The organism is Halorussus vallis, from assembly GCF_024138165.1.
Classification (GTDB): domain Archaea; phylum Halobacteriota; class Halobacteria; order Halobacteriales; family Haladaptataceae; genus Halorussus; species Halorussus vallis.
This window is the reverse complement of record NZ_CP100000.1, coordinates 1,522,770-1,536,526: the sequence shown is the minus strand read 5'-3', so window position 1 is coordinate 1,536,526 and position 13,757 is coordinate 1,522,770. Positions and strand designations below refer to the sequence as shown.

The 13,757-nt window shown below is 68.8% G+C and carries 14 protein-coding genes; 9 read left to right on the top strand and 5 right to left on the bottom strand.

The window, feature by feature from the left end; genetic code table 11:
• The first annotated feature begins 51 nt into the window (after positions 1-51).
• Positions 52-1,524 (top strand): arginine/ornithine antiporter ArcD, encoded by a 1,473-nt coding sequence (gene arcD, locus NGM07_RS07940; protein WP_253519203.1) that lies wholly within the window; start codon positions 52-54, stop codon positions 1,522-1,524.
• A gap of 63 nt (positions 1,525-1,587) precedes the next feature.
• On the opposite strand, the gene NGM07_RS07935 is transcribed toward arcD, so the two are convergent.
• The 4 genes from NGM07_RS07935 to NGM07_RS07920 form a co-directional block, all read right to left on the bottom strand.
• On the bottom strand, positions 1,588-2,631 hold the full coding sequence (locus NGM07_RS07935; RefSeq protein ID WP_253519201.1) for a dipeptide epimerase: 1,044 nt from the start codon (positions 2,629-2,631) through the stop codon (positions 1,588-1,590).
• Positions 2,628-3,641 (bottom strand): N-acetyltransferase DgcN family protein, encoded by a 1,014-nt coding sequence (locus tag NGM07_RS07930; protein WP_253519199.1) that lies wholly within the window; start codon positions 3,639-3,641, stop codon positions 2,628-2,630. The genes NGM07_RS07935 and NGM07_RS07930 overlap by 4 nt, the downstream gene beginning before the upstream one ends.
• Positions 3,642-3,884: 243 nt before the next feature.
• Complete coding sequence (locus NGM07_RS07925) at positions 3,885-4,616, bottom strand: PHP-associated domain-containing protein (RefSeq protein WP_253519197.1); 732 nt, start codon at positions 4,614-4,616, stop codon at positions 3,885-3,887.
• A gap of 81 nt (positions 4,617-4,697) precedes the next feature.
• On the bottom strand, positions 4,698-5,537 hold the full coding sequence (locus NGM07_RS07920; RefSeq protein WP_382194468.1) for a ZIP family metal transporter: 840 nt from the start codon (positions 5,535-5,537) through the stop codon (positions 4,698-4,700).
• 144 nt (positions 5,538-5,681) lie between these two features.
• On the opposite strand from NGM07_RS07920, the gene NGM07_RS07915 reads away from it, so the two are divergent.
• Complete coding sequence (locus NGM07_RS07915) at positions 5,682-6,428, top strand: YqjF family protein (RefSeq protein WP_253519193.1); 747 nt, start codon at positions 5,682-5,684, stop codon at positions 6,426-6,428.
• A gap of 30 nt (positions 6,429-6,458) precedes the next feature.
• Here NGM07_RS07915 and NGM07_RS07910 read toward each other — a convergent pair whose 3' ends face one another.
• A complete protein-coding gene (locus NGM07_RS07910; protein ID WP_253519191.1) occupies positions 6,459-7,739 on the bottom strand; it encodes a molybdopterin molybdotransferase MoeA in 1,281 nt (426 codons plus the stop codon).
• 110 nt (positions 7,740-7,849) lie between these two features.
• Between NGM07_RS07910 and NGM07_RS07905 the strand changes: the two genes are divergently transcribed.
• The 7 genes from NGM07_RS07905 to speB all read left to right on the top strand — a co-directional run bounded on the left by NGM07_RS07905 (position 7,850) and on the right by speB (position 13,538).
• Entirely contained in the window at positions 7,850-8,206 is a 357-nt protein-coding gene (locus tag NGM07_RS07905) for an Hsp20/alpha crystallin family protein (RefSeq protein WP_253519188.1), read from the top strand.
• Between the two features lie 9 nt (positions 8,207-8,215).
• Positions 8,216-9,889: an ABC1 kinase family protein gene (locus NGM07_RS07900; RefSeq protein ID WP_253519186.1), complete on the top strand. Its 1,674-nt coding sequence runs from the start codon at positions 8,216-8,218 to the stop codon at positions 9,887-9,889.
• 472 nt (positions 9,890-10,361) lie between these two features.
• On the top strand, positions 10,362-11,261 hold the full coding sequence (locus tag NGM07_RS07895; protein ID WP_253519183.1) for a ZIP family metal transporter: 900 nt from the start codon (positions 10,362-10,364) through the stop codon (positions 11,259-11,261).
• Between the two features lie 89 nt (positions 11,262-11,350).
• Positions 11,351-11,641, top strand: coding sequence for a hypothetical protein (locus tag NGM07_RS07890; RefSeq protein WP_253519180.1), 291 nt, complete (start codon positions 11,351-11,353; stop codon positions 11,639-11,641).
• A gap of 296 nt (positions 11,642-11,937) precedes the next feature.
• Positions 11,938-12,207, top strand: coding sequence for a DUF8028 family protein (locus tag NGM07_RS07885; RefSeq protein ID WP_253519178.1), 270 nt, complete (start codon positions 11,938-11,940; stop codon positions 12,205-12,207).
• Between the two features lie 128 nt (positions 12,208-12,335).
• On the top strand, positions 12,336-12,716 hold the full coding sequence (locus tag NGM07_RS07880) for a translation initiation factor IF-5A (protein WP_253519176.1): 381 nt from the start codon (positions 12,336-12,338) through the stop codon (positions 12,714-12,716).
• A 6-nt stretch (positions 12,717-12,722) separates the two neighbouring features.
• A complete protein-coding gene (gene speB / locus NGM07_RS07875; protein ID WP_253519174.1) occupies positions 12,723-13,538 on the top strand; it encodes an agmatinase in 816 nt (271 codons plus the stop codon).
• The last annotated feature ends 219 nt before the right edge of the window (positions 13,539-13,757 follow it).

The window sequence follows — 13,757 nt, the reverse complement described above, 5'->3', positions numbered from 1 at the left end:
CGAATAAAGCCAACACTGTTTAATACGCACAGGTAATACACAGGGGTAGCCGTGCCTTCGCTGAACTTCCAGCCGCTCACGTACGAGGAGCTATCGCCGGAGAGACGACCGTCGCTCAAGCAGGCGCTCGTGCCCGTCCTCGGCGTCATGGTCTTCCTCGGCATCGGGTCGGGGTACCTCGGGATGGACCCCCACGCGCCGCTGCTGTGGAGCATCGTGCTGACCGGACTCGTCGGCAAGTACTGGATCGGCCTCTCGTGGGACGACCTCTACGAGGGGATGTCCGACAGCCTCCTGATGGGGATGCAGGCCATCCTCATCCTGTTCACCATCTACGCGCTCATCTCGACGTGGATTGCCGCCGGGACGATTCCGGGGCTGATGTACTACGGGCTGTCGGTGCTCACCCCGAAGATATTCCTGCCGGTGTCGGCCCTGCTGGCGACGTTCGTCGCGTTCTCCATCGGGTCGTCGTGGACCACCGCCGGGACGCTCGGCGTCGCGTTCGTCGGCATCGGGTCGGGGCTGGGCATCCCCGCGCCGATGACCGCCGGCGCCATCCTGAGCGGCGCGTACGCGGGTGACAAACAGTCGCCGCTCTCGGACACCACGAACCTCGCGGCCGCGGTCACCAACACCGACCTCTACGACCACATCCGGGCGATGCGAAACGGCACCCTACTCGCGCTCGGCCTCTCGGTCGTCCTGTACGCGGTGCTCGGTCTGCGGGCCGGCGGGTCGATTCCCGCGGGGCAAGTCGGCGCGATTCAGAACGCGCTGGTGAGCACCTACGACCTCTCGCTGTTCGTCTTCCTCCCGCTGGTGGTCACCTTCGGCCTCGCACTCTACGGCTACCCCGCGCTCCCGTCGCTCGTGGCGGGCGTCTTCGCGGGCGTGTTCACCACCGTGTTCGTCCAGGGTGTGGGATTCGTCGCCGCCTGGGACGTCTTCCTCAACGGTACGAGTCCCCAGACGGGCGTGAAGATGGTCACCGACTTGCTCGCCCACGGCGGCCTCTCGGGGTCGGCCTGGACCATCGTCATCGTCGTGCTCGCGCTCTCGCTCGGCGGCCTGCTCGAAGGGATGGGCGTACTCGCGGTGCTGGCCCACCACCTCGCCGCCGGCGTCCAGAGCCGCTCGGGCCTCGTCGTCACCACCGGCTTCGGCGCGTTCGCGGTCAACCTGCTGTCCGCTCAGCAGTACATGTCTATCGTCGTTCCGGGGATGTCGCTACGGAACCTCTACGACGATTACGACCTCGAGAGTTCGAACCTCTCGCGGGCGGTCGAGGCCTGTGGGACGCCGACCGGCGCGCTCATCCCGTGGCACGCCGGGGCGGTGTACATGTCGGGGGTCTTCGGCGTCCAGACGCTCTCGCTGGCGCACTTCTGGAGTTCGTACTTCCCCTACTACTTCTTCGCGTTCTTCTCGCCGCTCATCCTCGTCGTCATGGGGCTAACCGGGTGGGGCTTGACGAGCCAGGAACCGGGCGAGGCCCCCGGCCCGTCGCCCGCCGACGACTGACCGCCTAACTGTCGACGCCCGGTCGAGGCCGCGACGCGGCCTCGACCGGGCGTCAACGTTTCGTCATTCTACCTGCCTGGCGCCCGTTCCCGGACGGTCGAGTCCCGCGAGGTCTATCTCACCGCCGGGCATCGGGACGCCCTCGTAGGCGTCTTCCGCGAGGAGTAACGCCCCGTCGAGGTCGGCGTAGTCGAGTAGCGGCGCGAGGTGGGCCGCCGCGGCGATGGCGGCGTTCGACTCTATCATACAGCCGAGCATGACCTCCATCCCGTGTGCGCGCGCGGCGTGGACCATCCGCTTCGCCTCCAGCAGGCCGCCGCACTTCATCAGTTTCAGGTTCGCGATGTCGGCCTTGTCGGCGATACGCGGGATGTCGGAGAGCGTCACGCACGACTCGTCGGCGGCGATGGGCAGAGCGGCGCGCTCGCGGACGAACCGCATGCCCTCGGGGTTGCCCGCGGGAACCGGCTGTTCGACGAACTCGACGCCGTAGTCGGCCAGCGTCTCGACCTTCCGGACGGCCTCGCGGGGCGACCACGCCTCGTTGGCGTCGACGCGAATCGTGGCGTCCGGCGCGGCCTCCCGGACCGTCGAGACGATTTCCTCGTCGCGGTCGGTGCCGACCTTGACCTTCAGGGTGGCGTAGCCCCGCTCGACAGCCTGCTCGGTCTTCTCGCGCATCGTCTCGGTGTCGTCGATGCCGATGGTGTACGAAGACTCGACCGTCCGCTCGGGGTCGAGGCCCCAGTAGCGATAGAGGGGAAGGTCGACGCGCTTGGCCGCGAGGTCGTGGAGCGCGATGCTGACGGCGCAGCGGGCCGCGGGGTTGCGCTCGACCGTCTCGCGCATTCGGCGCTCGACGCGTTCGAGTTGGTGGGGGTCGCCGACCTCCTCGACCGCGTCGAGGAGGTCGGGCAGAACCACCTCGACGGTGTCCGCGGTTTCGCCGTAGTGGCTCGAGGGCGCAGCCGCGCCGACGCCCTCGTTGCCCTCGCCGTCGGCGATGCGGACGACGACGTTCTCGGCGGTTTCCTGGGTGCCACGCGAGATGGTGAAGGCGTGTTCGAGCGGCAGACTCACCCGCTCGAACTCCGCGGCGAGGCTCACAGGAGCGCCTCCAGCACCGCGTCGACGTCGAACCGGACCGGGTCGGCGGCGGGGACGCCGAGTTCGTCGCCGAAGGCGTCGACCGCGTTGCGGGCGCGGCGGTCGTCGTCCACGCTCCGGGTGTTGAGCGCCCCGGCGACGACGTCGGTTTCGTGGACCGGTCGGGCGAGGTCCTCGTAGAGGCCGACGTAGTCGCCCAGCGGCGGCAGGTCGAACTCCTCGTAGCCGTGGATTGACTCCCGGCCCGTCTCGTGACAGAGCACGAGTTTGTCGGCCATCGACCCGTGGAGGATGCCGCAGGTCACCGCGGAGTAGGCGGGGTGGACGATGCTCCCCTGGCCCTCGACGAACAGGTAGTCGTAGTCGTCGCCCCGCTCCAGAATCATCTCCTCGACCGCGCCGGCGGTGAAGTCGCTGATCACGCGGTCGACGGGGTTGCCCCAGCCCTCTATCATGATACCCGTCTGGCCGGTCGGGACGAACCCCGCGTCGGCGCCGCGCTCGCGGGCCGCCTCCAGCAGTTCGAGCGTGGCGGTCATCTTCCCGACCGAGCAGTCGGTGCCGACGGTCAGGATCACCTCGGCGTCGACCTCGGCGGCCGCGCCCTGGGCGACCGTGAGGTCCTCGGGCGGGTTGCGGACGTCCCAGATGTCACAGCCGTGCTCGGCGGCGAGACGGGCGAACTCGTCGTCGTCCTCGAGGAAGTAGTGGAGCCCCGAAATCAGGTCACAGCCCCGTTCGAGCGCGGTGGTCACGTCCGAGCGCCACGTGTCGTCGAAGCCGCCGCCGATGGGCGCGATGCCGACGACGAGGGCGTCGACCTCCGGGGCGTCGGCCATCTCGGCGACGATGGGGGCGTCCTGGACGTCCGGGACGAAGTCCGAGACACGCTTGCCGGCGTTGTCCCGGTCGAGGACGGCTTCGACGTCGTAGTCGGCGTAGCGGAGCAGGCCGACCGCTGTCTTCGCGCGGTCGGGGAACTTCTCGTGGGCGAGTACCGCGACTCTCATGCGTAGAGGGAGGACGAAGCGAGGTATAAAGGTCGGTGTGGCGGTAAGGGGTCGGCGTGTCGTGGGGCGTTTCCGTTCGGGGTGAGTTCGCGGGACGTGATTCGGGAAATCGAGTTCGTTCGCCTCGGTGGCAGGCCGAGTCGAAGCGAACTGACGCCGATGCAACTGAGCCGTGTCATCGAGCGAAACTCCGGGTTCGTATCACCGGTCGCTCTTCGTGGACCGATTCACCGACCCTTCCACCTACTTCCGGGGCGGCGGCGCGTTCTCCTCCTCGCCCGGCGGCGTTCCCAGTCCCGGCGGTTCCGGCGCGGGATGTTCGAGCCACCCCTTCTGGCGGTGGATGAACTTGTACGCGCGCCGCAACGCGCGCTGGGAGGGACTCCGGTCGACCTTCGGGGCGACCCAGCCCTCGCGAATCGCGGCCGCGACGCTCTCGGGGGTGAGTTCGTCGGCGTCGACCTTCGTGTACGCGCGGCCGACCTCGACGGGGTAGTGGGCGTCGCTCCCGCCGACTAGCGGCAGGTCGCGCTGGTCGGCGAGCCGCCGGACCCACTCTGCGGGGTCGGTCCCCTTCCCGTTGACCTCGATGGCGTCGAAGTCGGCGTCGGCCTCTCGGACCGTGCTGTTGCGGAACGGGTGGGCGATGATGGCCGCACAGCCGCGGTCGCGGGCCAGTTCGACGGTTTCGGTGGGCGTGAGTTCGCCCGCGGGGGTGCGCTCTGGCGGGTCCGGACCGACGACGAGGACGTGGCCCCGCGTCGTCGTGACCTCGATGCCGGGTATCACCGAGAACGACTCGCCGCCGACGTCGAACTCCCGGTAGTAGTCGTGGTTCGTCGTGACCACGCCGTCGAGGCCGCGGAACTTCGCCACCTTCGCGAGCAGTCGCACCCCGACCGGGTCGAAGGCGCGCCCGAGGCTCGGCACCCCGTGGAAGAATCGCGTGTGCGAGTGCAGGTCGACGGTGAACATGTCCGACTAGAGGGCCGACGCGGGGTTATTCGTTGGGGCTGGCTCCCGGAGGTTCCCGGTGAGGTCCCGAACGGGCGCCGCTCACGTCCCGGGCTGGAGCACCAGCCACGCCACGAACACCGCGACTGCGCCGGCCCCGGTGCTCGCCACCGCGCGGACGCGGAGTCTGTCCAGCAGCGCGTGGGCGTTCTCGGACACCGAAGCCACCTCGTAGACCTCGCCGCCGAGTTCGCACCGCGGCAGGAAGTCCATCGCGACGTGGAGGAACACCCCGGCGGCGAAGCCGAAGACGACGCCCCTGAGGGGGTCGCCGGCCGGCAGTTCCAGGAGCGCGGCCGGAATCGCGGTGAGGCCGACCCCGGCGGCCGGAAAGAGGAGCACCGAAACCGGTTTGCCCGCCCGGCGCAGGCGGTGGGCCGCCGCGTAGCCCGCCGGCCCCTTGTGCGAGACGATGGCGAGGCCGAGCAGGAGGCCGAGGCCCGGCATGTTGCCGTAGACGATGCCGATGATGGCCCCCGCCGCGAGCGAGTGTGCGGTGAGTTCCGCCGCGGTGTGGTCGAACGGCAGGTCGGTGTGAGTCGCCCGGTGGCCGAGCGTGTGGGCCGAGAACCCCGCGAGAACGCCGAAGGCGATGCCGAAGCCGCCGTACTCGGGGTGGTGGCCGATGGCGCCGGGGACGATGAACACCGCCGCGCTGGTTATCATCGCGCCGCTGGCCAGCCCGTAGCCCCAGACCAGGCGACTCGCGCTGGTCGTGTCGCCTTCGCGACCGCCGAGGACGGCCGCCCCGCCCATGGCCGCGAACGCCACCCACGCGATGCCGACGACTTTCGTGATGTCCGCCAGCAGCGCGAGCGGCGTCAGCGCGACCAGCGCGGCGAATCCGAGGAGTCCGACCCGTGAGAGTGTCACGTTGTTAATTCCGAACACCGAATTAATAAGGCCGTCGGTTCATCGCGTACGCCGGATTCGGAGCGATTTAGGCGAGAACATCGGGCGTCGGGCGCTCCGATGCCCGTCGTTCCCGCCACGCCACCTTTGACGCCGGTCGTCGTAGCGTCGGCCATGCGCGACATTCCCGCGCTCTCGCTGACCTGGCGGGACGGCCTGTTCGCCCACTGGCCGGTCGAGGCCGACCGCGTCCGACCGCTGGTGCCCGACGAACTCGACGTCGACACTCGAAAGGGGTCGGCGTGGGTGTCGGCGCTCCCGTCGGTCGCGGCGGGCGTGCGCCCCGCGTCGTTCCCGGCCTCGGCCGGACTCACCTTCCCGCAGGTGAACCTCCGGACCTACGTCCGCTACGAGACCGAACCCGGCGTCTACTTCCTGAGCCTCGACACGACGACCGAACTCGGCGTCCGACTCGCGCGGTCGGCGTACGGCCTGCCGTACTACCACGCCGACGTCGAGTTCGAGCGGAGCGAGCGTCCGACGGACGCTCGCTCCGCCGAGGAGGGTGGCGAAGACGGAACGACGTTCGATTGTCACTTCGCGTCCGAGCGAGACGACGACGCGGCCGACGCCCCCGCGCGGTTCTCCGCGACCTATCGCCCCGCGGGCGACCCATTCCGCGCGCCGCCCGGTTCGCTGGAGGCGTTCCTCGCCGAGCGCTATCGACTGTACGTCGTCCGCGACGGGACGGTCTGGTGCGCGCGGGTCGACCGCGACCCGTGGCGACTCCGCGAGGCCGAGGCGACCGTCTACGCCGACTCGCTGTGGCAAGCGGCGGGGCTTCCGGCGCCCGCCGACGAACCGCTCTTGCGGTACTCCTCGGGCGCGGCGTTCGAGATACGGACGCCGTTTCGGCCGTGAGTTGAGGCGGTGGGGCGACTCCGCCGGCCGCTACGGGAGCGCCTCCCAGTCCTCGACCTCGACGATTTCGCCCGCGGGGATGCCCTCTCGTTCTTCTGGCACCACGACCCACCCGTCGGCGAGTGCGACGCTGGAGAGCACGCCCGACCCGCTGGCACGCGTCGGGACGGCGACGTGCGCGTCGCCGTCCCGACCGTCTTCTTCGTCCTCGTCGTCGGGGTCGCTTTCGTCCCGTAACTGGACTCGCGCGAACGTCCGGATTCCGGGTTCGCTCCGTATCTTCCGGTCGAGTCGTGCCGTCGTAGTGGGGTGGTCGCCGAGGGGAAGACCGCCGATGCGCTTGAGCGCGGGTCGGAGGAACTGGACGGCGTTGACGATGCAGGCGACGGGGTAGCCGGGCAGCATTATCACGGGCGTCCCCTCGACCACGCCGACCGCGACGGGGTGGCCGGGTTTGAGCGCCACGCCGTGGAACAGGATTTCGCCGAGGTCGTCGACGACCTCCGGGAGCAGGTCGCGCTCGCCGACCGACGACCCGCCGGTCGTGACCACCACGTCCTGGGTGAGGTCGCGCTGGATGGCCACCCGGAGCGCCTCGCGGTCGTCGGTCACCACCTCGCGGTAGGTCGCCTCGCCGCCCCACCGCTCGACGAGTCGGGAGACGGTCAGCCCGTTGGTTTCGATCACTTCGCCGGGGTCGGGGTCCGACTGGACCAGTTCCTCGCCGGTCGGCACCACGCCGACGGTCGGGCGTTCTGCGACTTCGACGGTGTCGACCCCGACCGATTTGAGGAGGCCGAGGTCCGAGGGCCGGAGTCGGTGGCCGGGTTCGTAGAGGCGCTGGCTCTCCTCGACGTCCTCGCCCACGGGCGCGACGTTCTCGCCCTCCGCGACGGCGTCGAAGATTTCGACTTCACCGCCGAACGTCTCGGTCTGCTCTATCATGACCACCGCGTCGGCGCCCGCGGGGAGTTCGCTCCCGGTGTGGACGCGGACCGCGGCGTTTGGGGGAACCTCCGTGGCCTCCTCGGCGGTTCCGGCCTCCCGGAGGATTTCGGGCGAGCGGTCGCTCGCGCCGAAGGTGTCGGCGGCCCGGACCGCGTAGCCGTCCATTGCCGCCCGGGCGTAGTGGGGGACGCTCCGCGCCGCGACGACCGACTCCGCCAGCGCGCGACCGTCGGCCGACGCGAGCGCGAGCTCCTCGGTCCGGCCGTGGGCCGAGACGGTCGACAGCAGGCGCTCGCGGGCCTCGTCGAGGCGGGTCTTGTCCTTGAAACCGGACCGCTTTCGGTCCGGCCGGTGGTCGCTCATGGGTGGAACTCGCGCGTCATCGGATAAAAGGGTGCGGGACGTCTCCGGGACTCCCGACGCCCGGTCGCTCATCCACATCCTTTTTCGCCCCTCCGTCCCAAGACGGTGGTATGTCAGCGCTGCGCGATGCCATGCGCGAGTTGCCCGATGCGGTGTTCGCGGACCTGCTGGAGAGCGACGACGCCTACCTGCTGGTCGTGGACCTGCCGGGTGTCAACGACCGGACGGTCGACGTGAGCGTCACCGACGGTCACCTCGAAATCGAGGCGCGCCGCGAGAAGGACGTGCCCGTCGAGTTCTCCTACCTCCAGGAGGAGCGGTCGCTGTTCCTCGACGCCGACCTGCCCCTGCCGCCGGACGCGACCGGCGCGGGCGCGGAAGCGACCATCGACCGCGGCGTCCTCGAACTCCACCTCCCCAAGCGACAGGCCGCCCCCGAGCGGGAGATTCCGATCACGGGTCGCTGACCGCGCGAGGTGGTCACTCTGGTCAACCTCCGCGCGTACCGACGGTTCTTCGTCGTGGCGTACCACTTCTTGCCCCTCCTGTTCAGCTACGCCCGCGACCGCCGCCGCTTCCTGCTGTTCGGCCGCTCACGCCGGGTCACCGCCGAGACTCGCGTCGAGCGGGCCGAAACCCTGCTGGCGTCGCTGTTGACGCTCGGGCCGACGTTCATCAAACTCGGCCAGTTGCTCTCGACGCGGCCCGACGTGCTCCCGCCGGAGTACGTCGACGTGCTCTCGAAGCTCCAGGACGAGGTGCCGCCTGCGCCGTGGGCCGACGCCCGCGCGGTGCTGGAGCACGAACTCGGGTCGGTCGAGGGCAACTTCGACGCCTTCGACACCGACGCCATCAGCGGCGCGAGCCTCGGGCAGGTCTACCTCGCGGAGGTCGACGGCGAGCAGGTCGCCGTCAAGGTCCGCCGGCCCGGCATCGAGGATCTCGTCGACGCCGACCTGCGGGTCATCCGGTGGTCGCTCCCGGTGTTGCTCCGGTTCCTCGGGGAGGGCCGGGCGTTCTCGCTCGAGAACCTCGCCGACGAGTTCGCCCGGACCATCCGCCAGGAGATGGACTACGACCGCGAGGCCGAGATGCTGGCGGAGATCCGCGCGAACTTCGAGGGCAACGACCGGGTTGCCATCCCGTCGGTCGTCGAGTCGCACTCCGGGCCGCGCGTGCTCACGATGGAGTACATCGAGGGGACGAAGATTAACGACGTCGAGGCGCTCGACGAGATGGGCGTCGACCGCCACGACCTGGCGGTGACCCTCCAGGAGACGTACCTCCAGATGCTGCTGGAGGACGGCGTCTTCCACGCCGACCCCCATCCCGGGAACCTGGCGGTCCGGGACGACGGCACCATCGTCTTCTACGACTTCGGGATGTCGGGCCGGGTCGACGAGTTCATCCAGCGCAAGATCGTCGACTTCTACGTCGCGGTGGCCAACCAGGACATCGACGGTATCCTGGACGCGCTCATCGAGATGGGTACCCTGAGTCCGGAGGCCGACCGGGCGACGATGGGGAAGGTGATGGAACTCGCCATCGAGGACGCCCGCGGGGAGGACATCGAAACCTACCGCGTCCAGCAGATCGTCGGCCAGGTCGAGGACACCATCTACGAGTTCCCGCTTCGCCTGCCCTCGAACCTCGCGCTCGTGCTTCGGGTGGCGACGGTCGTCGAGGGGGTCTGCGTCACCCTCGACCCCGACTTCGACTTCATCTCGGTCGCGACCGACTACCTCACCGAGCAGGGCTACCGCGAGGAGTCCATCAAGCAGTTCGCCGGCGAGGTCGGCGACCAGATACAGCAGTCGGTCCGGTCGTCGGTTCGCCTCGCGCCGAAGTTGGAGCGGGCGCTTGACCGGGTCGACCGCGACGACTTCTACGTCCGGGCCGACGTCGAGGACGGCAACGACGTCTTCGAGCGACTCGCCAAGCGAATCGTCTACGGACTGTTCGTCTCGGTCGGCGGCCTCTCGACCGCCATCCTCTACGCGTTCGCCGACCTCCAGGCGGCGGCCGTCTCGGCGGCCGTCTCGCTCGCCGTCGCCGCCCTCCTCTACCGGAGCTTTCGCAAGCGCCGCGGGACCCGGGTCACCCCGCAGTTCACCCGCCACGAGATGCGACGCCGCGAGGGCCGGGAGTAGGGCCGACGGGGCGGCGAGCCGGCGAGTAGGCGCGGCCGCCCGGGCGCGCCGCTCACGGCCCTTCCCTCCGAACTCCTCCGGCCGGACCGGGGTACGGATACCCGGTGTCCCGCCTCGTGCTGTTCGCTCGGCGCCCGGCGAGAAACGCGAGCGTGGCCGCAAGTCGATTCGTCTCGTCGTCCGATTCGTCCCCTTCGACTCGCTCGGCGTGCGCCGCTCCGCCGCGTTCGTCTCCCCGTCCCGCCGTTCGACGTTCGAAACCCCTCATCTCCGTTCCGTACGTCGCGCCGGCGTCACTTAATTTCGGAAGAACGGGCAGGAAACTACACGTCTCGGCGGGTCGGACACGAAACGCGCCGCCGATCGCGCGAACGCGCGGTGTCGCCGGTTCCGGAAACGAACGCTTTAGGCAAACCAAAATCAATTTTTGTTTTGGAAACTCTTTTTTGCCTTTAACGGTTATACTTCGCACATGGGATTCGTAGAGAACCTCGCGCTCGTGTTCGTGGCGGGGCTGTTCACCGCGTTCGCCACGGGTCTCGGCGCGGTTCCGTTCTTCTTCGTCGACGACTTCGGCGACCGGTGGAACGTCGTGCTCTGGGGCCTCGCGTCGGGCATCATGGTGTCGGCGTCCCTGTTCGGCCTCGTCAACGAGGGACTGGCCTACGCGGACGGCTTCCCGACGCTCATGGTCCTGGGTCTGCTCGCGGGCGTCGTGTTGGTCGAAGCTGCCGACTGGGCGCTCGACGCCGTCGATATCGGCGACGGGAGCGACGGGGAGGCGGCAGAAGGCGGCCACGGTCACGACCACGCCCACGACGACTCGGGCGGCCACGACCACGCCGAACACGCCGTCGAGGCCGAGGCGTTCGCCGAGGGAGACCTCCGAAAGCTGGTGCTCATCCTCGGCATCCTGACGGTCCACAGTTTCCCGGAGGGCGTCGCGGTCGGCGTCTCGTTCGCCGAGTTGGGCTTCGAGGGCGGCGTCCCGATACTGGGCTTCTCGGTTCCGCTACTGGCCGTCTTCATGACCGTCGCCATCTCCATCCACAACGTCCCGGAGGGCGTCGCCGTCTCCATCCCGATGCAGACGATGAACGTCAGCAGGTGGCGGATGGTCGGCGCGGCGGTGTTCTCCAGCCTCCCCCAGCCCATCGGAGCGGTCATCGCTTTCGCGTTCGTCCGCTGGGCGCAGGCGTTCCTCCCCTTCGGGTTCGGATTCGCCGCGGGCGCGATGGTGTACCTCGTCCTCACGGAGTTCGTCCCGGAGGCGCTGGAAACCGGCGAACACCTGCCCAACGGCGGACATCTGGAACTGGTGGCCGGCCTCGCCGTCGGCGTCGCCGCCATGGTGCCGCTGATGTACGTCTGAAGTCGTCCGAACGGCAGGCGCGTCGCCGGCCGACCGAAGTTTTCCCGGAAGTTCGAAAGGCTGAAATGTAATGTTCTCTGGGTGTTCGTATGGAACCGCTCGACGGCCTCGCGGAACCGTTCGCCCGGACGCGTCGGCGAAAGCTCGTGGTTTCGGCGGCGTTCGCGGTGCTCGTCGGCGTCTGGGTCGCGCTACTGACGAGAAATCTGACCGGTCGCGTCTGTCCGCTCCCGGTCCCGACCGACCCGTTCCGCATCAGGGAAGTCACCGTCGACCACCTCTACGTCGAAATCGGACGGTGCGTGGCGCTCGTCCCGCTGGCACCGACCTACGCGGGGCTTGCCGTCCTGACGCTACCCGCGGTGTGGCTCCGTCGGTAGCCGTCGCGGTGCGAGGGGTTTCGGACTCCCCGTCCGCCGACCACTTTCAGTGCCCTGACGCTCGCGTCCGCCTACCTCCTGCATGGAAACCGCACCGACCCAACTTTAGACGGTCTGTAACGCCGGACTAGACGCGCCATAAGCTCTCACGCCCCGGTTAATGGAGGTCGTAAGGTCGGGCGTCCGGACCACTAAGTAACCGGATAAATTCGCTGAAACAGTCCGAATTCGTGCAACGTTCGGCCGGTTATATGCTTTCTTCGACCGAAATATTCGAGTAACCAAGACAGGTCACGATGTCCGACTCCCCCTCACCCCTCACCGTCTCGTCCGACCGTACCGCCGTCGATTGGCTCGCCGCCGCCCAGTCGCTCGCGACCAGCGCGACCGCACCCGTCGTCGCGCTCGTCCGGGCCGCGGGGTTCTGGACGGCCGTCGCACTGCCCGCGCTCTACGTGCCGCTGCTCTACGGCGGCCTCGACGCCGGACAGGCGACGGCGTTCCTCTCGCTCCTGGTCGCCCACGTCGCGGCGCTCGTGGTCGGCCACGGCCACGAGCGCGAGTGACTCCTGGCGTCCGAGAAGCGGGTCGGGTCGCGGACTTCGCCATGGCACGAACACCCACGTTCGCGGCGCTCGCTCGCCCGCGAGGCGTTTCCAAACGGTTTATACTACCCCGGACGCTATCCGGCCGTATGGCAAAAGAGCAGAAGGAAGTACGGGACCTCCAGGAAGGCAACTACGTGATGATAGACGACGCGGCCTGCGTCATCAACTCCTACAGCACGGCCAAGCCGGGCAAACACGGCAGCGCGAAGGCCCGCATCGAGGCCAAGGGCGTCTTCGACGGCAAGAAGCGCAGCCTCTCCCAGCCGGTCGACGCCAAGATCTGGGTCCCCATCATCAACCGCAAACAGGGTCAGGTCGTCTCCGTCGAGAGCGACGACGTCGCCCAGGTCATGGACCTCGAAACCTACGAAACCATCACCATCAAGACGCCCGGCGACGTCTCGCTCTCGCCCGACGACGAGATCGAGTACCTCGAGATGGAAGAGCAGCGCAAGATTCTCGAGTAGATTTCGATGTTTCCCGGCGCGACCGCCGACCGCGACGCCGCCGACTACGTGGTGGTGGGCGCGCCCCTCGACGTTTCGACGACGTTCCAGCCCGGCGCTCGGTTCGGTCCCGACCGGATTCGGCGGTTCGCCCGGACCTACGACGACTACGACGCCCGGACGGACGCCCGGTTCTCCGAACTCGCGGTCCACGACCACGGCGACGTTCGCGCGTGGGACGACGCCGCGGAGTATCTCGAGTACCTGGAGGGCGTCGCGACCGACGCGGTCTGGGACGACGCGGTCCCGCTTCTGCTCGGCGGCGAACACACGGTCACGCTCGCCGGAGTGCGGGCGGTCGACCCCGACGTCTTCGTCTGCCTCGACGCTCACCTCGACCTCCGCGCGGAGTACGACGGCAACCCGCTGAGCCACGCGACGGTCACCCGCCACGTCCTCGAAGTCGCGGAGGAGGCCGTCATCCTCGGCGCGCGAACCGGTAGCGAGGAGGAGTGGGAACGCGCCGCGGAGAGCGACGTGACGGTGGTTCCCCCCGAGGACGCGGCCGACTGGACGCCGGACTTCGACGCCGACGAGTCGGTCTACCTCAGCGTCGACATCGACGGCGCCGACCCTGGGTTCGCGCCCGGCACAGGGACGATGGAACCGTTCGGCCTGACGCCCCGGGAGATGCGCGACGTGGTGCGCGAGGTGGCCGAACGCGGTCAGGTGGCGGGGTTCGACGTGGTGGAGGTCAACGACAGGGACGACGGTCAGGCGGCGGCGCTGGGTGGGAAACTGCTCCGGGAGTTCGTCTTCTCGCACGCAGACGCTTCCGACTGAGTCGTACTGCTTCACTCGCGACGTTTCGCTTTTGCTCGGCACCGGGTGGTGTTCGAAAGACCCGAGCGTTCTGCTCGCACTAGTGCGACGATTGTTTCTGTTTTGTCGGAACGTCCTGCTCGCACGTCACAAATGAGTGACCGCACCGCCACAGCACCGCGACAGCCACACGCCTCCCCAGCCGACTCCTGCGCGCCCTGTGGGCGCGTAGTCGTCCCT

Bases quoted from the DNA above. Each gene is read 5' to 3' on its own strand.
- NGM07_RS07930 (WP_253519199.1), bottom strand. From the start codon at position 3,641: ATGAGAGTCGCGGTACTCGCCCACGAGAAGTTCCCCGACCGCGCGAAG.
- NGM07_RS07925 (WP_253519197.1), bottom strand. From the start codon at position 4,616: ATGTTCACCGTCGACCTGCACTCGCACACGCGATTCTTCCACGGGGTG.
- NGM07_RS07915 (WP_253519193.1), top strand. From the start codon at position 5,682: ATGCGCGACATTCCCGCGCTCTCGCTGACCTGGCGGGACGGCCTGTTC.
- NGM07_RS07910 (WP_253519191.1), bottom strand. From the start codon at position 7,739: ATGAGCGACCACCGGCCGGACCGAAAGCGGTCCGGTTTCAAGGACAAG.
- NGM07_RS07905 (WP_253519188.1), top strand. From the start codon at position 7,850: ATGTCAGCGCTGCGCGATGCCATGCGCGAGTTGCCCGATGCGGTGTTC.
- NGM07_RS07895 (WP_253519183.1), top strand. From the start codon at position 10,362: ATGGGATTCGTAGAGAACCTCGCGCTCGTGTTCGTGGCGGGGCTGTTC.
- NGM07_RS07890 (WP_253519180.1), top strand. From the start codon at position 11,351: ATGGAACCGCTCGACGGCCTCGCGGAACCGTTCGCCCGGACGCGTCGG.
- NGM07_RS07885 (WP_253519178.1), top strand. From the start codon at position 11,938: ATGTCCGACTCCCCCTCACCCCTCACCGTCTCGTCCGACCGTACCGCC.
- NGM07_RS07880 (WP_253519176.1), top strand. From the start codon at position 12,336: ATGGCAAAAGAGCAGAAGGAAGTACGGGACCTCCAGGAAGGCAACTAC.
- speB (WP_253519174.1), top strand. From the start codon at position 12,723: ATGTTTCCCGGCGCGACCGCCGACCGCGACGCCGCCGACTACGTGGTG.